Below are 20,111 nucleotides of genomic sequence, written 5' to 3' on the forward strand. Positions count from 1 at the left end.
GGGAACCGTAAAGTTTCCGAAAAAATCCCGATTCACGATCGATTCGGGAAAACGTGCCGAATTAATTCGAGAATGTCGCGGCAAGAATTTCCGATTATTTTTCGAAATACTTGTGCGCTTGAGAAGGGATTTTCTTACCGCTTCAATAGCGTCATGCAACGTTTGAATCGAAGGTGCGGCACGGGCTGCACGAGGAGCTGTTCGGCAAACGCCTGTTCAAAGAGGAAGCGGACATGTTGAGCGTGCTGGCGAGAGTCATCGATATCGCGATGGTCGTGTTGGGGGCGTTGATCGCCGCCGCGCTGCACGGCGGCAGCATCTGGCTCAACGACCTGCAGCGCACGACGGTGCTGTTCGACTGCCTGCTGGTGGTCGTGTTCTTTCCGGCCATCGGCATCTACCAGTCGTGGCGCGGCAAGCGTCTCGTCGGGCTGGTGGGGCGCGTGGCGTTCGCGTGGCTGGTGGTCGAGCTCGCGGGCATCCTGATGAGCTTCAGCTTTCACCAGTCGGGCGACCTGTCGCGGCTGTGGCTGGGTTACTGGGCAGTCGTGACGATGGCGCTGCTCGCCGGCTCGAAGACCTGCGTGCACGTCGTGCTGCGACAACTGCGCCGCGGCGGCTACAACCTGAAGGCGGTCGCGATCGTCGGCGGCACGCCGGCGGCGCGGCGGCTGATCGCGCAGATGCGCTCGCGGCCGGAAGCGGGCTTCAACCCGGTGTGCGTATACGACGAAAGCGAAGCGCCGGGCGAAGTCGCGCTCGACGACGTGCGCATCGAGCGGCAGTTCGAATCGCTGGTGTGGCTGGTGCGCAGCCGCGCGATCAGCGAGCTGTGGCTCACGCTGCCGATCACGGAGGAGCGCCGGATTCACCAGATCGTGACGGTGTTCCGCCACGACTTCGTGAATATCCGTTTCATCCCGGACGTGCGCACGCTGTCGTTCTTCAACCAGGAAGTGGTCGAGGTGCTCGGCGTACCGGCGATCAACCTCGCGGCGTCGCCGATCACCGACGTGCGGATCCTGCCGAAGTTCGTGTTCGACCGGCTGTTCGCGCTGGCGGCGCTCACGGCGCTCGCGCCGGTGATGGTGCTGATCGCGTGCCTGATCAAGCTCACGTCGCGCGGGCCGGTGTTCTTCCGCCAGAAGCGCAAGGGCATCGACGGGCACGAGTTCGAGATCTACAAGTTCCGCTCGATGAAAGTGCATCACGAAGTCGCGGGACAGGTCACGCAGGCGACCAAGAACGACACGCGCGTGACGCCGGTCGGGCGGTTCCTGCGCCGCACGAGCCTCGACGAACTACCGCAGTTCATCAACGTGCTGAAGGGCGAGATGTCGGTCGTCGGCCCGCGGCCCCATGCGCTCGCGCACGACGACATCTACAAGGATCTGGTGAAGGGCTACATGTTCCGCTACCGGATCAAGCCGGGCATCACCGGCTGGGCGCAGATCAACGGCTTTCGCGGCGAGACCGACCAGATCGAGAAGATGATGGGACGCGTGAAGCTCGATCTGTACTACATGCAGAACTGGTCGTTCTGGCTCGACATCAAGATCGTCGTGCTGACGCTCTGGAAAGGCTTCACCGGCAGCAACGCTTACTGACGCGCAACGCGCGCGGACACCCCGGTTTCACGAATTTCGAATCATTGGTCACGAGGTCCGACACATCATGAATCTGACTATCATCGGCAGCGGTTACGTAGGTCTTGTCACCGGCGCCTGTCTCGCCGACATCGGGCACGACGTGTTCTGCCTCGACGTCGATCAGGCGAAGATCGACGTCCTGAACAACGGCGGCGTGCCGATCCACGAGCCGGGCCTCAAGGAAGTCATCGCGCGCAATCGCGCGGCCGGCCGCCTGCGCTTCTCGACCGACATCGAGGCCGCGGTCGCGCACGGCGACGTGCAGTTCATCGCGGTCGGCACGCCGCCCGACGAGGACGGCTCGGCCGACCTGCAGTACGTGCTCGCGGCGGCGCGCAACATCGGCCGCTATATGAAAGGCTTCAAGGTGATCGTCGACAAGTCGACGGTGCCGGTCGGCACGGCCGAGCGCGTGCGTGCGGCGGTCGCCGAGGAACTCGCGAAGCGCGGCGGCGACGCGCCGATGTTCTCGGTCGTGTCGAATCCGGAATTCCTGAAGGAAGGCGCGGCGGTCGACGATTTCACGCGGCCGGACCGCATCGTGATCGGCTGCGACGACGACGTGCCGGGCGAACGCGCGCGCGAGCTGATGAAGAAGCTCTACGCGCCGTTCAACCGCAACCACGAACGCACGCTGTACATGGACGTGCGCTCGGCCGAATTCACGAAATACGCGGCGAACGCGATGCTCGCGACGCGCATCTCGTTCATGAACGAGCTCGCGAACCTGGCCGACCGCTTCGGCGCGGACATCGAGGCCGTGCGCCGCGGGATCGGCTCCGATCCGCGCATCGGCTATCACTTCCTGTACGCGGGCTGCGGCTATGGCGGCTCGTGCTTCCCGAAGGACGTCGAGGCGCTGATCCGCACCGCCGACGAGCACGGCCAGGCGCTGCAGATCCTGAAGGCCGTGTCGTCGGTGAACGCGACGCAAAAGCGCGTGCTGGCCGACAAGATCGTCGCGCGCTTCGGCGAGGACCTGACCGGTCGCACGTTCGCGATCTGGGGTCTCGCGTTCAAGCCGAACACCGACGACATGCGCGAAGCGCCGAGCCGCGAGCTGATCGCCGAGTTGCTGTCGCGCGGCGCGCGCATCGCCGCGTACGACCCGGTCGCGCAGCAGGAAGCGCGCCGCGTGCTCGCGCTCGATCTCGCGGATCACCCGAGCTGGCTCGAGCGCCTCAGCTTCGTCGACGACGAGGCGCAGGCCGCGCGCGACGCCGATGCGCTCGTGATCGTCACCGAATGGAAGGCATTCAAGAGCCCGGATTTCGTCGCGCTCGGCCGCCTGTGGAAGTCGCCGGTCATCTTCGACGGCCGCAACCTGTACGAGCCGGAGACGATGAGCGAGCAGGGCATCGAATACCACCCGATCGGCCGCCCCGGCTCGCGCCAGGCAGTCGCCGCGCGCGTGCCGGGCGCCGCGCGCGCGAACGCGTAACCGGCGCGTTGCCGTTACCCGTCGTTACCCGTTACCGAATCGAGACGCCATGTTCCGCAACATCCTGATCGTCTGTCACGCGAACGTCTGCCGCAGCCCGGCGGCGGAACTGCTGTTCAAGTCGCACGCGGCGTCGCGTGGCGGCCCGCGCGTGACGTTCCACTCCGCCGGCGTGCGTGCCAACGACGGCGACGGCATCGATCCGGTGATGCGCCAACTTCTCGCCGAGCGCGGCGTCGATGCGACGACGCACCGTTCGCGGCGGCTGTCGCGCCGGATCGTGCGCGACGCCGACCTGATTCTCGTCAGCGAGCGCGAACAGATCAAGGCCGTCGAGGCGGTCGATCCGTTCGCGCGCGGCAAGGTCCACCTGCTGGGCAAGTGGGAGGACGCCGAGATCGCGGATCCGCATGGCGGCCCCGAGGCCGACTATCGCGAGAGCTACTCATTGATCGAACGTCTGGTTCAAGGATGGCTGCAAAAACTATGCTGAAACGTCCCATGCGCCCGCTGGCGCTCGCCGTCGCGATGACGACATTCCTGTCGGCCTGCGCGAGCGCGCCCGGCAACTATCTCGACTCGTCGAACCTGAAGGACGAAGGCCGGCAAGGGCAGGCCGAAACCTATCCGGTTCATTACATCGACGCGAAGCTGGTGATGGATCAGCTGCAGAGGCAGCAGGTCGAGCATCCGCTGCCGCCGGGCCGATACACCGATCCGTCGGAGTACGTGTACCGCGTCGGTCCGCAGGACATCCTCGGCGTCACGGTGTGGGATCACCCCGAGCTGACGACGCCGCAGGGCCAGTCGTTCTCGAGCGGCGGCAACACGACGCAGTCGGTCGCAGGCGCGCTGCAGCAGCCGTATACGACCGCGCTGCCGGGCCAGGCCGATCCATACGGCCAGACGGTCGCTGCCGACGGCACGATCTTCTTCCCGTTCGTCGGCCGCATCCGCGTGGCGGGCAAGACGGTCGCGCAGATCCGCGAGCAGATGGCATCGACCCTCGCGCGCTATGTGAAGAATCCGCAGCTCGACGTGCGCGTGCTGTCGTTCCGCAGCCAGAAGGTGCAGGTGACGGGCGAGGTGAAGCAGCCGGGCCCGCTCGCGGTGAGCGACGTGCCGCTGACGCTCGTCGACGCGATCTCGCGCTCGGGCGGCTCGACCAACGAGGCCGACCTGCAGCGCGTGCGCCTGACGCGCGACGGCAAGCTCTACACGCTCGACGCGAACGGCGTGCTCGATCGCGGCGAAGTGAAGCAGAACGTGATGCTGCAGCCGGGCGACATCGTCAACGTGCCGGACCGCAGCGACAGCCGCGTGTTCATCATGGGCGAGGTCAAGACGCCGGTCACCGTGCCGATGCTCAAGGGCAAGCTGACCATCGCCGATGCGCTGACGGCCGGCGGCGGCATCCTCGACACCGACGCGAACCCGCGCAAGATCTACGTGATGCGCGGCATGCGCGACAACCCGACGAAGCCGGAAGTGTTCCGCCTCGACATGACGCAGCCGGATGCGCTGATGCTGTCGAGCCGCTTCCCGCTCCAGCCGCTCGACGTCGTCTACGTCAGCACGGCCGGCTCGGTGCAGTTCAACCGCGTGCTGCAGCAGGTGTTGCCGACGATCCAGACGATCTTCTACATGCGGCAAATCACGCGCTGATAGCCCGCCGGGGCGGCGCCTGCCCCCCGGCACCACTCAAGCGGGAACGAATGGTGAACACGCAAGCGAAACACTCCTACGCGGATCTGACCGCGAAAACCGAGGAAGAGGACGTCGTCCTCGGCCAGCTGCTCCAGGTGCTCATGGACGACATCTGGCTGCTGCTCGGCATCGCGGTGACCGTCATCGCGATGGCCGGCCTGTACTGCTACATCGCGAAGCCGGTCTATCAGGCCGACGTGCACGTGCGGGTCGAGGGCAACGACAACACGTCGCAGGCGCTCACCCAGACGCAGACGGGCGCGATGATCAACAGCGGTCCGCAGCAGGCGCCGACCGAAGCGGAAATCGAGATCATCAAGAGCCGCGGCGTCGTCGCGCCGGTCGTCGAGCAGTTCAAGCTGAACTTCTCGGTCGCGCCGAAGACGCTGCCGGTGCTCGGCAGCCTGGCCGCGCGCGTCGCGACGCCGGGCGAACCGGCGCGTGCGTGGTTCGGCCTGCGCTCGTACGCATGGGGCGGCGAAGTCGCCGACATCGACACGATCAACGTCGTGCCCGCGCTCGAAGGCAAGAAGCTGACGCTGACGGCCGGCCCGAACGGCACCTACACGCTGGTCGACCAGAACGGCAACCGTCTTCTGTCGGGCCGTGTCGGCGAATCGGAGCAGGCAGGCGGCGTGACGCTGCTCGTGCAGAAGCTCGTCGCGCGTCCGGGCACGCAATTCACGGTGGTCCGCTACAACGATCTCGATGCGATCACCGGCTTCCAGTCGGGCATCCAGGTGTCCGAGCAGGGCAAGCAGACGGGCGTCGTCCAGATCTCGCTCGAAGGCAAGGACCCGGACCAGACCGCCGCGATCGCGAACGCGCTCGCGCAGTCGTACCTGAACCAGCACGTGATCGCGAAGCAGGCCGAAGCGACCAAGATGCTCGACTTCCTGAAGGGCGAGGAACCGCGCCTGAAGTCCGACCTCGAGCGCGCGGAAGCCGCACTGACGCAGTACCAGCGCACGTCCGGCTCGATCAACGCGAGCGACGAGGCGAAGGTCTACCTCGAAGGCAGCGTGCAGTACGAGCAGCAGATCGCCGCGCAGCGCCTGCAGCTCGCGTCGCTCGCGCAGCGCTTCACCGATTCGCACCCGATGGTGATCGCCGCGAAGCAGCAGCTCGCGGAACTGCAGGGCGAGAAGGACAAGTTCAGCAACCGCTTCCGCAGCCTGCCGGCCACCGAAGTGAAGGCCGTCCAGCTCCAGCGTGACGCGAAGGTGGCCGAGGACATCTACGTGCTGCTGCTGAACCGCGTGCAGGAGCTGTCGGTGCAGAAGGCCGGCACGGGCGGCAACATCCACCTCGTCGATTCGGCGCTGCGCCCGGGCGATCCGGTCAAGCCGAAGAAGGTGCTGATCCTGTCGGCGGCGGTGTTCCTCGGGCTGATCCTCGGCACCGGCATCGTGTTCCTGCGTCGCAACCTGTTCCAGGGCATCGAGGATCCGGACCGCGTCGAGCGCACGTTCAACCTGCCGCTGTACGGGCTGGTGCCGCAAAGCGCCGAGCAGGTGAAGCTCGACGCCATGGCCGAGAAGGGCGGCGGCCGCGCGCGGCCGATCCTCGCGAGCCTGCGTCCGAAGGACCTGAGCGTCGAAAGCATGCGCAGCCTGCGCACCGCGATGCAGTTCGCGATGATGGACGCGAAGAACCGCGTGGTCGTGCTGACCGGCCCGACGCCGGGCATCGGCAAGAGCTTCCTGACGGTCAACCTCGCGGTGCTGCTCGCGCATTCCGGCAAGCGTGTGCTGCTGGTCGACGCCGACATGCGGCGCGGCATGCTCGACCGCTACTTCGGCCTCACCGCGCAGCCGGGCCTGTCCGAGCTGCTGAGCGACCAGTCGTCGCTCGAGGACGCGATCCGCGAGACGCCGGTGCAGGGCCTGTCGTTCATCTCGGCCGGCACGCGCCCGCCGAACCCGTCGGAACTGCTGATGTCGGCCCGTCTGCCGCAATACCTGGAAGGGCTCGGCAAGCGCTACGACGTCGTGCTGATCGACTCGCCGCCGGTGCTGGCGGTGACCGACGCGACCATCATCGGCCGCATGGCCGGCGCGACCTTCCTGGTGCTGCGCTCGGGCATGCATACCGAAGGCGAGATCGCCGACGCGATCAAGCGCCTGCGCACCGCGGGCGTCGATCTGGAAGGCGGGATCTTCAACGGCGTGCCGCCGAAGGCACGCGGCTACGGCCGCGGTTATGCGGCCGTCCACGAATACCTGAGCGCCTGACCGCATTGCACGAAACCGGGCCGGCGCGAGCCGCATCGGCCCGGCCGACTGGAGAACTTTCGATGAAAATTTCCGTGCTCGTTCCGACCTACCGGCGTCCCGCCGACCTCGCGCGCTGCCTGCTGGCGCTGCAGCGCCAGGCGCGGCTGCCCGACGAGGTGATCGTCGTCGCGCGCCCGGAGGACGATGCCACGCACGAGCGCCTCGCCGATCCGTCGGTCGGCGGCGCGCTGCCGCTGCGGATCGTGCCGGTCGACGTGCCGGGGCAGGTCGCCGCGCTGAACAAGGGGCTCGACTCGGCGCACGGCGACATCGTCGCGATCACCGACGACGACGCGGCGCCGCACGCCGACTGGCTCGCGCGCATCGAGGCCGTGTTCCTCGCCGACCCGCGCGTCGGCGCGGTGGGCGGCCGCGACTGGGTGCACGAGAAGGGTCGCGTGCTCGACGAATCGCGCGAACTCGTCGGCCAGCTCACACTGTCCGGCAAGATCGTCGGCAACCATCACCTGGGCGTCGGCGGCGCGCGCGAAGTCGACATGCTCAAGGGCGCGAACATGAGCTACCGCCGTGCCGCGATCGAGCGGCTGCGCTTCGACACGCGGCTGCGCGGCGCCGGTGCGCAGGTGCACAACGACATGGGTTTCAGCATGCACGTGCAGCGCGACGGCTGGAAGCTCGTCTACGACCCGGCGATCGCGGTCGACCATTTTCCGGCCGAGCGTTTCGACGACGACCGGCGCGACGCCGCGTCGCTGAATGCGATCAGCAACGGCGCGTACAACCTGCACCTGATCCTGCGCGAGCATCTGCCGCCGCTGCGGCGCGAGATCGCGTGGTGGTGGTGGACGCTGGTCGGCACGCGCGTCTACCCGGGTTTCGCGCACGTGCTGCTGTCGCTGCACACCGCGCGGCGCGACCGCGTGCGCGACCACTGGCGCGCGGTGCGCCGCGGCGCGCGCGAGGCGCGCCGCGCGAATCTTGCCCCCCACCGTGCGGCGATGCCGCCGGTGACGTCTTGAACGGGCCGCGCGCACGATGCACGGCCACCCGCGAAGGGCATGAAATGGTCCGACTCCCGCGCTCACTTGATTCGCTTGGAGGGGCGCAGCCCCTCCAGCTCCCTGAAGCTTGCCCGTCGGTGCATCCGACGGCCTGGCGGAGGCTGACATGACTTCGACGAAGGTTCACGTTCACCTGTTTTACGGTGCCGATCCGCGTACCTATCGACAAGGCGAGAACATCGGCTGCCTGTACGGCTATCACCACGCGGAATCCGACGAATTCCGGCTGACCTATTCGCAGGACCGCCGCGAGAACCGCGTCGCGAGCCTCGCGCGCCGTGCGCTGAAGGCGGCGCTCGGCTTCGACGTCGTGCACGCATGGCGCAATCGCGCCGCGCTGCTGAGCACGGACGTGATCTGGACGCACACCGAGCAGGAGCACCTCGCCGCCGCGCTGGTCCTGAAGCTCGCCGGCGCGCAGGGCAAGCGCCCGCTGCTGCTCGCGCAGAGCGTGTGGCTGTTCGACAAGTGGAACACCTTCGGCGGCCCGCGCCGCTGGCTGTACCGCAAGCTGCTCGCGCGCGCCGACGCGCTGACGACGCTCGCCCGCGACAACGCCGAGCTGTGCCGCCGCTATCTCGGGCGTGAGGCCGAGTTCGTCTACTACGGGCTGAACACGCAGGACTTCCCGCCGGCCGACCCGCAGCAATGGAAGCCGAACCGGCCGCTGCGGATCGCCGCGATCGGCAACGACCGCGACCGCGACTGGCGCACGTTCCTCGCCGCGTTCGGCGGCGACGAGCGCTACGACGTGCGGCTCGCGACGCGCCGCCGCGTGCCGCGCGAGTGGCATGCGCCGAACGTGAAGATCGGCTCGGCATCGGGCCTCGCGAAGCAGCACGAGCTGTACGCATGGGCTGACGTGATCGTCGTGCCGCTGCGGCCGAACTTCCATGCGTCGGGCATCACCGTGATGCTCGAGGCGGCGGCGGTCGGCAAGCCGATGATCGTGTCCGACGTGGGCGGCCTCAGCGACTACTTCCCGCACGACACGGCCGCCTACGTGCCGGCGTTCGACGCAGCGGCGATGCGCCAGGCCGCCGATCGCTTCGTGGCCGATCCGGCCGCCGCGCTCGAATGCGCGCGTGCCGCGGCCGCGTGCCTGCGCGAGCGCGACCTGACCACGCAGGCGTTCGCCGAGCAGCACGTGCGGATCACACGCGACCTGCTGCGGCGGCGTCGCACGCCGGCGGCCGCCGGTCTCGCGATGCCGCTCGCGGATTCGCGCCCGTCGTCGCGGTGAGAGCGGATCGATGAGTACGATTGCCGCCGAACGCGCACCGTCGCGCAGCCGCAGCCGGTTACCCGAACCGAAGCACTGGGTCGGGCAGGCCGGGCTGTGGACGTTGACCGCCGCGCTGATCGCCATTCACCAGGGCAAGGTGCTGACGCTCGCGTTTCCGGTGCTGGCGATCGCGGTCGGCATCTGGCTGTATTTCAAGAGCCCGGCGCGCTACGTCGGCTTCATGTGGTGGGTGTGGTTCCTGAGCCCCGAAGTGCGGCGTCTCGCCGACTGGTCGAAGGGCGCGTTCACGCCGACGAGCCTGATCCAGGTCGCGCCGCTCGCGGTGACGATGATCGCCGGCTTGGGGCTGCTCAGGCATTACCGCGTGCTTGCCCAGCGGCGCGGGATTCCCGTGCTGCTGATGTTGTTCGGGCTGACGTACGCGTACCTCGTCGGGATCGTGTCGAGCGGCGTGATGGCCGCGACCTACGACCTCGCGAACTGGGTGTACCCGGTGCTGATCGGCTTTCACATCATGGTCAACGCGCGCGACTATCCCGAGTACCGCGACGTGCTGCTGTCCACGTTCATGTGGGGCATGCTCGTGATGGGCGTGTACGGGGTCGTGCAGTACTTCGTGATGCCGCAGTGGGACGTGCTGTGGATGATCGGCTCGGACATGGGTTCGCAGGGCGAGCCGGTGCCGTACGGCGTGCGGGTATTCAGCACGATGAACTCGTCGGGGCCGTTCGCGTTCGCGATCATGGGCGCGCTGGTGTTCGTGTTCGCGGCCCCGCAGAAGGTCCGCTGGTTCGCGGGCGCCGCCGGCTTCGTGTCGTTCGCGCTGTGTCTCGTGCGCTCGACCTGGGGCGGCTGGGTGATCGCGCTTGCGATCCAGCTCGTGCAGTCCAGCAACCGCGTGCGGATGCGGATCCTGATCAGCGGGGTCGTGCTGGTCGGGCTGTGCGTGCCGCTCCTGACCGTCGGGCCGGTGGCCGACCGGCTCGGCGCGCGCCTGCAGTCGATCACGAACCTGAAGGACGACCGCAGCTACGACGACCGCAACAAGTTCTACGCGACCTTCGCGCAAACGGCGTTCACCGACGTCGCCGGCGAAGGGATGGGCGCGACCGGCGCGTCCACCAAGCTGTCGAGCGACAGCGGCGAGCTCGGCAAGTACGGCAGCTTCGACAGCGGCGTGATGAACGTGCCGTTCGTGCTCGGCTGGCCCGGCACGCTGCTGTACCTGTCGGGTGTCGTGATGCTGCTCGCCCGCACGCTGCGCGCGGCGTTCAAGCTGCGCAAGGACAAGTTCGTCGGCGCATGCCTGAGCCTGTGCCTGTCGGTGTTCGCGATGCTCGTGTTCACGAACTCGCTGATCGGCACGGGCGGCCTGCTGCTGTTCACGGCCATTTTTTCCATACTATCCGCGGCGCACTGGCAAAAGGCACAGCGCCTGCTGGCCGCCGCGCGTTCACGGGGAGGCGACCATTGAGAATCGCGATCGTCACGCACGTCGTGCGACATAACGACGGGCAGGGCCGCGTCAATTACGAAATCGCGCGCGCGGCGCTGGCAGAACACTACGAGGTCACGCTGGTCGCGTCGCACGTCGCGCCCGAGCTGCTGGCCGACCCGCGCGTGCGCTGGGTGCCGGTCAAGGTCGGCGGTTTCTGGCCGTCGAATCTCGTCAAGCAGCAGGTGTTCGCGCTCAAGAGCGCGGCCTGGCTGCGCGCGCATCGCGGCGAATACGACGTGCTGCACGTGAACGGCTTCATCTCGTGGATCAAGGCCGACGTGAACACCGCGCACTTCGTGCACGGCGGCTGGTTCAAGAGCCCGTACTACCCGTTCGGCCCGACGAAGGGGCTGTGGTCGGCGTACCAGTACGTCTATACACGCGTGAATACGGCGCTCGAGCGCTGGGCGTACAAGCGTTCGCGCGCGATCACGGCCGTGTCGCAGAAGGTGGCCGACGAGATCGCCGGGCTCGGCATCGACAGCCGCAAGATCAGCGTGATCTACAACGGCGTCGACGGCAGCGCGTTCGCGGGCGCGCAGGCCGATCGCGCGGCGTTCAAGCTGCCGGACGACGCGTTCCTGCTGCTGTTCGTCGGCGACCTGCGCACGCCGCGCAAGAACCTCGGCACCGTGCTGAAGGCGCTGACGAAACTGCCGGCGAACGTCCATCTCGCGGTGGCCGGCTATCTGCCCGGCAGCCCGTATCCGGACGAGGCGCGCGCGCTCGGCATCGCGTCGCGTGTGCATTTCCTCGGGCTCGTGAAGAACATGCCGACGCTGATGCGCTCGGTCGACGCGTATGTGTTTCCGTCGCGCTACGAAGCGATGAGCCTGTCGCTGCTGGAAGCGATGGCGGCCGGGCTGCCGGTCGTCACCGCGCGCACCGCCGGCGGCGCGGAGATCATCACGCGCGATTGCGGGATCGTGCTGGAAGACCCGGACGATCCGGCCGCGCTCGCGCAGGCGATCGGCTCGCTCGCGGCGTCGCGCGACACCTGTCGCGCGATGGGCGACGCGGCCCGCGAACTGATGACCCGTTTCGGCTGGGCCCACATGGGCGCCCAGTACGTCGCGCTTTACCGGCGCATCGGCCAACCCACGCAGCCGTCCGCCTTCGAGCGGGTCGAGCATGCAATCACGCAGGAGCAACCGTGACGTCTCAATCTTCCCGGCCGATCAAATCGTTGCAAATCGGCATGCACTGGTTCCCCGAACGCGCGGGCGGCCTCGATCGGATGTACTACTCGCTCGTCGGCGCGCTGCCGGGCGCGGGCGTCGCGGTGCGCGGGCTCGTCGCCGGCTCGCCGAAGGTCGCCGACGACACGGGCGGTGCGATCCAGGGCTTCGGACCTGCGTCGCAGCCGCTCGCGCGCCGCATGCTCGCCGCGCGCCGCGCGCTGCGCGACGAGATCCGCAGCGAGCGGCCGGACGTGATTTCGTCGCACTTCGCGCTGTACACGTTCCCGGGGCTCGACGTCACGCGCGGGATTCCGCAGGTGTCGCACTTCCAGGGGCCGTGGGCCGACGAAAGCCAGGTCGAGGGCGCCGCATCGCTCGGGCAGCGCGCGAAGCGCTATCTCGAACAGGCCGTCTATACGCGCTCGTCGCGCCTGATCGTGCTGTCGCAGGCGTTCGGCCAGATCCTGACGAACCGCTACGGGATCGATCCGTCGCGCGTGCGCGTGATTCCCGGCTGCGTCGATACCGCGCAGTTCGACACGCCGCTCACGCCGGCCGAGGCGCGGCACAAGCTGCAACTGCCGCAGGACCGGCCGATCGTGCTGGCCGTGCGCCGGCTCGTGCGGCGCATGGGGCTGGAGGACCTGATCGACGCGATCGGCCTCGTCAAGCATCGTCACCCGGACGTGCTGCTGCTGATCGCCGGCAAGGGCAAGATCGGCGAGGAACTGCAGCAGCGCATCGACGAAGCCGGGCTGCAGGACAACGTGAAGCTGCTCGGTTTCGTGCCCGACAACCATCTCGCGGCGCTATACCGCGCGGCGACGGTCAGCGTCGTGCCGACCGTCGCGCTCGAAGGCTTCGGGCTGATCACCGTCGAATCGCTCGCGTCCGGCACGCCGGTGCTGGTCACACCGGTCGGCGGGCTGCCGGAGGCGGTCGCCGGGCTGTCCAACGACCTCGTGCTGCCGTCGACGGGTGCGGACGCGATCGCGGAAGGGCTCGGCGGCGCGCTGTCGGGCGCGATCGCGTTGCCGGACGAAGCGGCGTGCAAGCGCTACGCGCGCGACCATTTCGACAACGCGGTGATCGCGCGACGCGTCGCCGGCGTGTACGAAGAGGCGATCCAGGCGGCGGGGTAAGCGAACGCGGCGCGTCGCCGCGACGGTCGAGCCGGCATACACGTCCGGTTCGCAGGCCGGCCGCCCGATCCGGGCGAGCCGGCTTTTGTCGTTCGAAGCCGGGCATGCGGCGGCTCGCGCGCCGGGCTCGACACGCGTCGTTCAGGCACGCCCGAACGTCACGGCCCATACGCCGAACGCGGCCGCGCTGACCGCCGCGCCGAGCCCGCAGACACCGATCCATCCCGCGTGCGCATACGTCATCGTCGACGCGATCGCGCCGAGTCCGCTACCGATCGAATAGAACAGCATGTAGCAGCCGACGAGGCGCGCATGCGCATCGGGCCGCGCGCCGAGGATCATGCTCTGGTTCACGACATGGACGGCCTGCCCGCCGACGTCGAGCAGCACGATGCCGACGACCAGCAGTGCGATCGACGTACCGGTGAACGCGAGCGGCAGCCACGAGCATGCGAGCAGTGCGAGCGCGGCGCCGGTCGTCGCTTCGCCGAGCCCGCGATCCGCGAGCCGGCCCGCGCGCGCGGCGGCCGCCGCACCCAGTGCGCCGACGAGCCCGAATGCGCCGATCTGCGTATGCGACATCGCGTGCGGCGGCGCGCTCAGCGGCAGCACGAGCGCGCTCCAGAAGATGCTGAACGCCGCGAACATCAGCAGCGCGATCGCTCCGCGCACACGCAGCACGCGCTCGTTGCGCAGCAGCGTGACCATCGAACCGAGCAGCGCTGCGTAGCCGATGCGCTCGCGCGGCGCGTCCGCATCGGGCAACAGCCGCGCCAGCGCGATCAGCATCGCGATCGCAAGTGCGCCCGACACCAGGTAGACCGCACGCCAGCCGGCGATATCCGTGACGACACCCGCCAGCGAACGTGCGGCCAGCAGACCGATCACGACGCCGCCCTGTGCCGCGCCGACCACGCGGCCGCGCTCGCCGGCCCCCGCAAGCGCGGCCGAGCAGGCGATCAGCCCTTGCGTCATCGCGGTGCCGAGCAGCCCGACCGCGACCATGCCCGCCAGCAACGCGACGCGCGTCGACGCGGCGGCCACGCCGATGCAGGCCGCCGTCAGCAGCAGAAGCTGTACGGCGAGCAGGCGTTTGCGGTTCAGCAGGTCGCCGAGCGGCACGACGAACAGCAACGCGAGCGCGCAGCCGAGCTGCGTCGCCGTGATGACGCCGCCGACCGTCGCCTGCGATACGCGGAAATCGCGGGCGATCGAATCGAGCAGCGGCTGCGCGTAGTACACGTTTGCGACGCTTGCCGCGCAGCAGACGGCCAGCAGCGCGACGAGCGCCGTGGATACGCGCGCGCGATCGGCCGGGCGCGCGGCACGCGATGTCGCGCTGGACGCGACGGTTCCCGAACGACAAGACGATTCCATGGGCTGCCTCGCACTCGCTTAAGTAGTTGCAATTTGAAACCAGTGTGAGTGTAGGAAAAGTAGTTTTAAAATGCAACTTGTGGGGCGGCGGGCAACGGGTCCGCGCACCGACGTGCCGGGCGCGTGCGAAGGCAACCGGCGCGACAGCGGAGAACAACATGGCCAGGCAGAAAAGTCTTGCGGATTCGCCGTGCCCGGTGGCACGGGCGACCGATATCGTCGGCGATCGCTGGGCGTTGCTGATCGTGCGCGACGCGTTCGACGGCGTGCGCCGGTTCGGCGATTTCCGCGCGAGCCTCGGCGTCGCGAGCAATATCCTGTCGGACCGGCTCAGGATGCTGGTGGACGCGGGCGTATTCGACGTCGTGCCCGCGTCGGACGGCAGCGCGTATCAGGAGTACGCGTTGACGAAGAAGGGCGAGGGGCTGTTTCCGGTGATCGTGATGCTGCGGCAGTGGGGCGAGGCGAACCTGTTCGCGCGCGGCGAGCCGCATTCTGTCCTGGTCGAGCGCAAGACGGGCCGCGCGATCCGCAAGCTCGCGCTGCGGCACGACGATGGTCGGCCGTTGAAGGCGGCGGATACGGTCGTGCGGAAAGTGGGCGACGAGCGGGGGTGATATGGGCGTGATGATCCGGACGTGATGACCCCGGACGCCGTGCGACGCAAGGACCGTGTCTTTACCGTTGCGCGGCGTCGCCGCATCGGTCGCGCGCCCGGTGGCGGCCGAGAGTCCCGTTCAAGCGGCTGCAGACCCCGCCCGATGCGCACCGCTTTCATGCGCGCCACGATGTCGCGCGCGATGACAACGCCTGTCGAAAACCATCCGGCCATGACGCAGGGGCGCAATCGGCGCAATCGCGTTCGCTATTGCAGGAAAACGGGTGGCGTCCGGCCGCTCAGTGCCGTTCGCCGCGCCAGCGCCCCGGCGCGACGCCGAAGCGTTTCGTGAACGCGTGCGTGAAGGTGCTCTGGTCGGCGAAGCCGACCATGCCGGCGATGTCGACGAGCGGATGGCGGCCGTCGGCGAGCAGCACGACGGCGGCGTCGAGCCGCAGCCGCTGCAGGTAGCGATGCGGGGTTTCGCCGAACGCGTCGACGAACAGTTGGTGAAACCGGCGCATCCCGTAGCCGCAGTGCGCGGCGAGATCGGCGATGCGCAGCGGCTCCGCGAGCCGCGCGCGCAGCCAGCGGTCGATGCGCGCGAAATCGAGGCCCGCCGCGGGCGCGGCGAGGCTGGCGTCGCCGAGCAGCGCGTCGCACAGACGCGCGGCGGCCTGCCACTGGAAGCGATGCGCGTGCCGCGTGTCGCCGGCCGGGCCGTCGAGCTGCGCGGCCGCTGTCGCGACCTGCGCGACGAGCGACGTCAGCGCCGGGTCGATCGACACGGCACGCGCGCTGTCGAACAGCCGCTGCGGCACCGCGAGCGACGCGGCGGGCAGGTCGAGCACGAGCTGGCGATTGTCGCCGAGGCCCGCGTAATCGTGGCGCGAGCCGGCCGGAATCAGCCAGGCCGCGTGCCGGTCGATGCGCTGGCCGACGCCGTCCACCGCCATCACCATCGCGCCGTCGACGCCGAGCACGACCTGGTGAAAGTCGTGCACGTCGGACGCTTCGCACGTGTCGTAACGGCGCAGCGCGATGGCGGGAGACGGGATGCGTTCCATCGGAAGGACGTCGGCCGGCGGCGTCGTCAGACGGCGAGCAGTTCGACTTCGAACACGAGCGTCGCGTTCGGCGGGATCACGCCGCCTGCACCGCGCGGGCCATAGCCGAGTTGCGGCGGGATCGTCAGGCGACGCACGCCGCCGACCTTCATGCCCTGCACGCCTTCGTCCCAGCCCTTGATGACCATGCCGCCGCCGAGCACGAACGCGAACGGGTCGTTGCGGTCCTTGCTCGAGTCGAATTTCTGACCGTCGGTCAGCCAGCCCGTGTAATGGACGCTGACGGTCTGGCCGGCTTGCGCTTCCGCGCCGGTGCCTTCGGTCAGCTCTTCGATCTTGAGGCCCGATGCGGTCGTGGTGACAGACATGACTTCTCCTGAAAGGGGTTGGGTAAAACCGCTATTGTAGGCGAGCGCGCAGGGGGCCGCCGCAGGCGGCGAGGGCACGGCCGCGTGCCTGTCGCGCGCCGGTCGCGGCGGTGCTCACGCATCTCGCGCGACACGCGAATGGAACGCATGTTTGAATCGTTCGCGGACCGGCTCGAAGGGGTTGCGCCGCGCGAACGTCGCGCGCGTATGAATCGGCGCTATCCGGCCGCTCGGCGTCGCGTCGAAAAACCGTCGCGCGACGCCGCAAACGCCCGTCGCACGGGGCTTGCGCGCCGATTGCGATTCGCGCGCGCGTCGCCCGCCTGCCGGTTGCGCACGGATGCGCGCGTTCGAATCGCGACCCGCCCGAACGCCACCCGAACGCCGCTTTTGTCGCGTTGCCGAACGTGCCCTGTTTGGAAGCGCGCATCTACCGCGCGGCTTGCGCGCGGCGTTCGCCGGCGCCTATCTTTACAGCTATCGATGTCAAGATCCGGGCGTTGCGCGATGCGCTGCCCGGGCCGCGCCGGTACGGTCGCAATGGCCGCAACGGCCGGCTGGGCCGCCCGGAAACAAGGAGAACGACGAACATGAAGTCAGCCGCTTCTGCCACCGCGGCCGAGGTGATGCCGGTGCGCCGCGACCTGCGCTTCGACCTGCCGGTCGAACGCGCGAAGGACTGGCACGGGCTCGGCCCGCACGTGACGCACTTCTTCAACGCGCTGTCGCTGCTGTTTCCCGCCGGCGAACGATTCTTCATGGATTCCGTGCGCCACTATCGCGACCGGATCGACGATCCGGTGCTGAAGCGGCAGGTGCTCGGCTTCATCGGGCAGGAGGCGATGCATACGCGCGAGCACGTCGAATACAACGAGCTGATGCAGGCGAACCGCCTGCCCGCGCGCAAGCTCGACAAGCGCATCTGGACCGTGCTCGGTTACATGAAGCGCAAGCTGCCGCATTCGGTGCAGCTCGCGCATACGGTCGCCGCCGAGCACTACACGGCCATGCTCGCCGACTGGCTGCTGCGCGATCCGACGCGCCTCGAAGGCTCGGTCGACGGCTACCGTCAGATGTGGGTGTGGCACGCGCTCGAGGAAACCGAACACAAGGCCGTGTCGTTCGACGTCTGGAACGTCGCGATGAAGCCGGGCCTGCGCCGTTATCTGATCCGCATCGGCGTCTATCTGCTGACGACGCTGACGTTCTGGCCGACTGTGTTCCTGCTGCACGCGACGCTGTTGTCGCGCGATCGCGACATCGAGCATCGCGTGCGCGGCATGCTGCGCATGCTCGCGTTCCTGTACGGGCCGCGTCGTGGGCTGTTTCCGCGGATCGCGGGCGAGTGGCTGAGCTTTTTCCGGCCCGGCTTCCACCCGTGGGACCGTGACAACCGCCATCACCTCGCGCGGGTCGACGCGCTCGTCGCCGCGTACGGCGAACACGACGGCGCGTCGGCCGGCCGTGGTCGCGCCAACGCGCTCGCGCCGCTCGCATCGGGACGCTGAGCCGCTCGCCGCGCTGCCCGGCGCGTGTTGCATTCCTGCATCATCCCCGTTTTATCCGACGATTGACCGGCATCAAGCGGAAACGGTTGCGGGTACCGGGCCGGTGCGGCCGACCGGGCGTGCCGGCCCGTGACGCCGGTCCGATCCCGTGTGCCCGGCCTCGCGTGCCGTCCCCGCGCGCCAGCACCGGCGCGGCGTCGGGTGTTCGCGATTGGTCCGGCCTCGCTTCGCGCCCGCCGCGCCACCGGGATAACACCCATCTAGCCGCGCGTCGGCGGCGTCGATATACCGTTCATGAAAGGGTTCGCCCGGCACGCGATTATTCCCCGGGGGGATTTTATTCGGACGAAAATGCGGCCAATATGTCGGTTCGATCGACGTCCGTCGGACGCGGCGGCGAGCCAGCGCACGATACCAACGCCAAGCGGGGAACAACGATGGTTGCAAGGTCACCCGACGCAAGCGGGACGGCGGCGTCCGAGACGCCGCTCGTATCCGTCACCGCTCCCGAGGCCGGACGCAAGCTGTTCGTGATCATGCGTTCGCCGGACGAGCCGTTGCTGGCGCAACTGCGCGGGCTCGGCTGGGATATCTCGGTCGCGAAGACGGCCGGCGCAGCGCAGAACATGACGTCCGGCGTGAACGTCGCCGCCGGGCTCATCGATTTCTCGGGCTTCACGTCGCGCGACTATCCCGCGCTGAAGGCGTGCCTGAGCCAGCCGGCGATCGGCTGGATTTCCATCGCGCAGGCCGGCATCACGATCGGCGCTGCCGTGCGCGAACTGATCCGCAGCTATTGTTTCGATTACGTGACGCTGCCGCTGCCGTACGAATGGATTTCGCACGTGCTCGGCCACGCGCGCGGGATGGCCGCGCTCGATCGCGTCGACGGCGCCGCATACGCGGCATCGATCGGCGAGCACGGGATGATCGGCAACTGCGAAGCGATGCAGCAGCTGTTCAGCACGATCCGCAAGGTCGCGAAAACCGACGCGAGCGTGTTCATCTCCGGGGAGTCGGGCACCGGCAAGGAGCTGACGGCGCTCGCGATCCACGAGCGCTCGGCACGCGGCAAGGGGCCGTTCGTCGCGATCAACTGCGGCGCGATCCCGCATCACCTGCTGCAGTCGGAACTGTTCGGCTACGAGCGCGGCGCGTTCACCGGCGCGAACCAGCGGCGCGCGGGCCGGATCGAATCGGCGAACGGCGGCACGCTGTTTCTCGATGAAATCGGCGACATGCCGGTCGAAAGCCAGGCGAGCCTGCTGCGTTTCCTGCAGGAAGGGAAGATCGAGCGGCTCGGCGGCCAGGAATCGATTCCGGTCGACGTGCGGATCATCTCGGCGACGCACGTGGACCTCGACGGCGCGGTCGAAGCCGGCCGCTTCCGCGCGGACCTCTATCACCGGCTCTGCGTGCTGCGCATTCACGAGCCGCCGCTGCGCGCGCGGGGCAAGGACATCGACATCCTCGCGCATTACGTGCTGCAGAAATTCAAGGGTGACAGCGGCCGCAAGATCAGCGGCTTCACGTCGGCCGCGCTCGACGCGATGCGCCGCTACGAGTGGCCCGGCAACGTGCGCGAGCTGATCAACCGGGTGCGCCGCGCGATCGTGATGGCCGAGAGCCGGCTGCTGACGCCGCACGATCTCGGGCTCGAGGTTCCGGGTGAAACGGAGCCCGTGACCCTCGAGCAGGCGCGTTCGCTCGCCGAGCGCGTCGCGATCGAGAACGCGCTGCTGCGCAACGATCACCGGATCAACAAGGCCGCCGCCGAACTCGGCATCTCGCGCGTGACGCTGTACCGGATGATGATCGAGCACGGACTCAACGACCACGACAACACCGGCGACAACGGCGGGAAGGACGGCTCGCCGCCCGACGACGCCGACCACCAGCGAGTCGGCTGAAGGCGGCCCGGAAGCGTCCGCGGCCGGTCCGTGCGCGGGCGTCCGGCGGCATGTAAAGGGCGTGAAACGTTTCCTGCCGGCGGCTGTGCAAAAAGCCCCGGCAAACGCGGGCGGCGACGCG

At 68.4% G+C, this 20,111-nt stretch carries 16 protein-coding genes; 13 read left to right on the forward strand and 3 right to left on the reverse strand.

Annotation, left to right across the window (positions count from 1 at the left end; all coding sequences use genetic code 11):
- Positions 1–233: 233 nt before the first annotated feature.
- The 10 genes from DID98_RS24895 to DID98_RS24940 all read left to right on the forward strand — a co-directional run bounded on the left by DID98_RS24895 (position 234) and on the right by DID98_RS24940 (position 13,162).
- On the forward strand, positions 234–1,607 hold the full coding sequence (locus DID98_RS24895) for an undecaprenyl-phosphate glucose phosphotransferase (protein WP_124523262.1): 1,374 nt from the start codon (positions 234–236) through the stop codon (positions 1,605–1,607).
- A 67-nt stretch (positions 1,608–1,674) separates the two neighbouring features.
- A complete protein-coding gene (locus tag DID98_RS24900) occupies positions 1,675–3,090 on the forward strand; it encodes a UDP-glucose/GDP-mannose dehydrogenase family protein (RefSeq protein WP_124486462.1) in 1,416 nt (471 codons plus the stop codon).
- 49 nt (positions 3,091–3,139) lie between these two features.
- Positions 3,140–3,583, forward strand: coding sequence for a low molecular weight protein-tyrosine-phosphatase (locus DID98_RS24905; protein WP_124486461.1), 444 nt, complete (start codon positions 3,140–3,142; stop codon positions 3,581–3,583).
- Positions 3,577–4,755, forward strand: coding sequence for a polysaccharide biosynthesis/export family protein (locus DID98_RS24910; RefSeq protein WP_124571623.1), 1,179 nt, complete (start codon positions 3,577–3,579; stop codon positions 4,753–4,755). The genes DID98_RS24905 and DID98_RS24910 overlap by 7 nt, the downstream gene beginning before the upstream one ends.
- A gap of 50 nt (positions 4,756–4,805) precedes the next feature.
- Positions 4,806–7,031 carry a polysaccharide biosynthesis tyrosine autokinase gene (locus tag DID98_RS24915; protein WP_044846600.1) on the forward strand — a complete coding sequence of 742 codons (2,226 nt, stop codon included), beginning with the start codon at positions 4,806–4,808 and terminating at the stop codon, positions 7,029–7,031.
- 62 nt (positions 7,032–7,093) lie between these two features.
- Complete coding sequence (locus DID98_RS24920; protein WP_044846599.1) at positions 7,094–8,053, forward strand: glycosyltransferase family 2 protein; 960 nt, start codon at positions 7,094–7,096, stop codon at positions 8,051–8,053.
- A 148-nt stretch (positions 8,054–8,201) separates the two neighbouring features.
- The gene (locus tag DID98_RS24925) at positions 8,202–9,338 is read left to right on the forward strand and encodes a glycosyltransferase family 4 protein (RefSeq protein ID WP_124571624.1); all 1,137 of its coding nucleotides are present in this window, start codon (positions 8,202–8,204) and stop codon (positions 9,336–9,338) included.
- A 10-nt stretch (positions 9,339–9,348) separates the two neighbouring features.
- Complete coding sequence (locus DID98_RS24930) at positions 9,349–10,815, forward strand: O-antigen ligase (protein ID WP_044846597.1); 1,467 nt, start codon at positions 9,349–9,351, stop codon at positions 10,813–10,815.
- Positions 10,812–11,996, forward strand: coding sequence for a glycosyltransferase family 4 protein (locus tag DID98_RS24935; RefSeq protein WP_124486457.1), 1,185 nt, complete (start codon positions 10,812–10,814; stop codon positions 11,994–11,996). Before DID98_RS24930 ends, DID98_RS24935 begins: the two co-directional genes overlap by 4 nt.
- 41 nt (positions 11,997–12,037) lie before the next feature.
- Positions 12,038–13,162 (forward strand): glycosyltransferase family 4 protein, encoded by a 1,125-nt coding sequence (locus tag DID98_RS24940; RefSeq protein WP_124486456.1) that lies wholly within the window; start codon positions 12,038–12,040, stop codon positions 13,160–13,162.
- A gap of 141 nt (positions 13,163–13,303) precedes the next feature.
- On the opposite strand, the gene DID98_RS24945 is transcribed toward DID98_RS24940, so the two are convergent.
- Positions 13,304–14,539: an MFS transporter gene (locus DID98_RS24945; RefSeq protein ID WP_124571625.1), complete on the reverse strand. Its 1,236-nt coding sequence runs from the start codon at positions 14,537–14,539 to the stop codon at positions 13,304–13,306.
- A gap of 158 nt (positions 14,540–14,697) precedes the next feature.
- Here DID98_RS24945 and DID98_RS24950 point away from each other — a divergent pair, with 158 nt between their 5' ends.
- Positions 14,698–15,156, forward strand: a complete 459-nt coding sequence (locus DID98_RS24950) for a helix-turn-helix domain-containing protein (protein ID WP_124571626.1) — start codon at positions 14,698–14,700, stop codon at positions 15,154–15,156.
- 280 nt (positions 15,157–15,436) lie between these two features.
- Here DID98_RS24950 and DID98_RS24955 read toward each other — a convergent pair whose 3' ends face one another.
- Together DID98_RS24955 and DID98_RS24960 are read right to left on the reverse strand one after the other, a co-directional pair.
- Positions 15,437–16,204, reverse strand: a complete 768-nt coding sequence (locus tag DID98_RS24955) for an AraC family transcriptional regulator (protein WP_124522640.1) — start codon at positions 16,202–16,204, stop codon at positions 15,437–15,439.
- A 26-nt stretch (positions 16,205–16,230) separates the two neighbouring features.
- The gene (locus tag DID98_RS24960; protein ID WP_044846591.1) at positions 16,231–16,572 is read right to left on the reverse strand and encodes an FKBP-type peptidyl-prolyl cis-trans isomerase; all 342 of its coding nucleotides are present in this window, start codon (positions 16,570–16,572) and stop codon (positions 16,231–16,233) included.
- 590 nt (positions 16,573–17,162) lie between these two features.
- Between DID98_RS24960 and DID98_RS24965 the strand changes: the two genes are divergently transcribed.
- Both DID98_RS24965 and DID98_RS24975 read left to right on the forward strand, forming a co-directional pair.
- Entirely contained in the window at positions 17,163–18,080 is a 918-nt protein-coding gene (locus DID98_RS24965; RefSeq protein ID WP_124522642.1) for a metal-dependent hydrolase, read from the forward strand.
- A 437-nt stretch (positions 18,081–18,517) separates the two neighbouring features.
- Positions 18,518–19,990 (forward strand): sigma-54 dependent transcriptional regulator, encoded by a 1,473-nt coding sequence (locus DID98_RS24975; RefSeq protein WP_124486452.1) that lies wholly within the window; start codon positions 18,518–18,520, stop codon positions 19,988–19,990.
- Positions 19,991–20,111 lie beyond the last annotated feature (121 nt).

Source organism: Burkholderia sp. Bp8984, from assembly GCF_003853755.1.
GTDB lineage: Bacteria > Pseudomonadota > Gammaproteobacteria > Burkholderiales > Burkholderiaceae > Burkholderia.

Excerpts from the sequence above, each read along its gene's own strand:
- DID98_RS24920 (WP_044846599.1), top strand. The coding sequence starts at position 7,094 with ATGAAAATTTCCGTGCTCGTTCCGACCTACCGGCGTCCCGCCGACCTC.
- DID98_RS24965 (WP_124522642.1), top strand. The coding sequence starts at position 17,163 with ATGAAGTCAGCCGCTTCTGCCACCGCGGCCGAGGTGATGCCGGTGCGC.
- DID98_RS24955 (WP_124522640.1), bottom strand. The coding sequence starts at position 16,204 with ATGGAACGCATCCCGTCTCCCGCCATCGCGCTGCGCCGTTACGACACG.
- DID98_RS24960 (WP_044846591.1), bottom strand. The coding sequence starts at position 16,572 with ATGTCTGTCACCACGACCGCATCGGGCCTCAAGATCGAAGAGCTGACC.
- DID98_RS24925 (WP_124571624.1), top strand. The coding sequence starts at position 8,202 with ATGACTTCGACGAAGGTTCACGTTCACCTGTTTTACGGTGCCGATCCG.
- DID98_RS24905 (WP_124486461.1), top strand. The coding sequence starts at position 3,140 with ATGTTCCGCAACATCCTGATCGTCTGTCACGCGAACGTCTGCCGCAGC.
- DID98_RS24950 (WP_124571626.1), top strand. The coding sequence starts at position 14,698 with ATGGCCAGGCAGAAAAGTCTTGCGGATTCGCCGTGCCCGGTGGCACGG.
- DID98_RS24900 (WP_124486462.1), top strand. The coding sequence starts at position 1,675 with ATGAATCTGACTATCATCGGCAGCGGTTACGTAGGTCTTGTCACCGGC.
- DID98_RS24930 (WP_044846597.1), top strand. The coding sequence starts at position 9,349 with ATGAGTACGATTGCCGCCGAACGCGCACCGTCGCGCAGCCGCAGCCGG.
- DID98_RS24945 (WP_124571625.1), bottom strand. The coding sequence starts at position 14,539 with ATGGAATCGTCTTGTCGTTCGGGAACCGTCGCGTCCAGCGCGACATCG.
- DID98_RS24975 (WP_124486452.1), top strand. The coding sequence starts at position 18,518 with ATGGTTGCAAGGTCACCCGACGCAAGCGGGACGGCGGCGTCCGAGACG.
- DID98_RS24895 (WP_124523262.1), top strand. The coding sequence starts at position 234 with ATGTTGAGCGTGCTGGCGAGAGTCATCGATATCGCGATGGTCGTGTTG.
- DID98_RS24910 (WP_124571623.1), top strand. The coding sequence starts at position 3,577 with ATGCTGAAACGTCCCATGCGCCCGCTGGCGCTCGCCGTCGCGATGACG.
- DID98_RS24915 (WP_044846600.1), top strand. The coding sequence starts at position 4,806 with ATGGTGAACACGCAAGCGAAACACTCCTACGCGGATCTGACCGCGAAA.
- DID98_RS24940 (WP_124486456.1), top strand. The coding sequence starts at position 12,038 with ATGCACTGGTTCCCCGAACGCGCGGGCGGCCTCGATCGGATGTACTAC.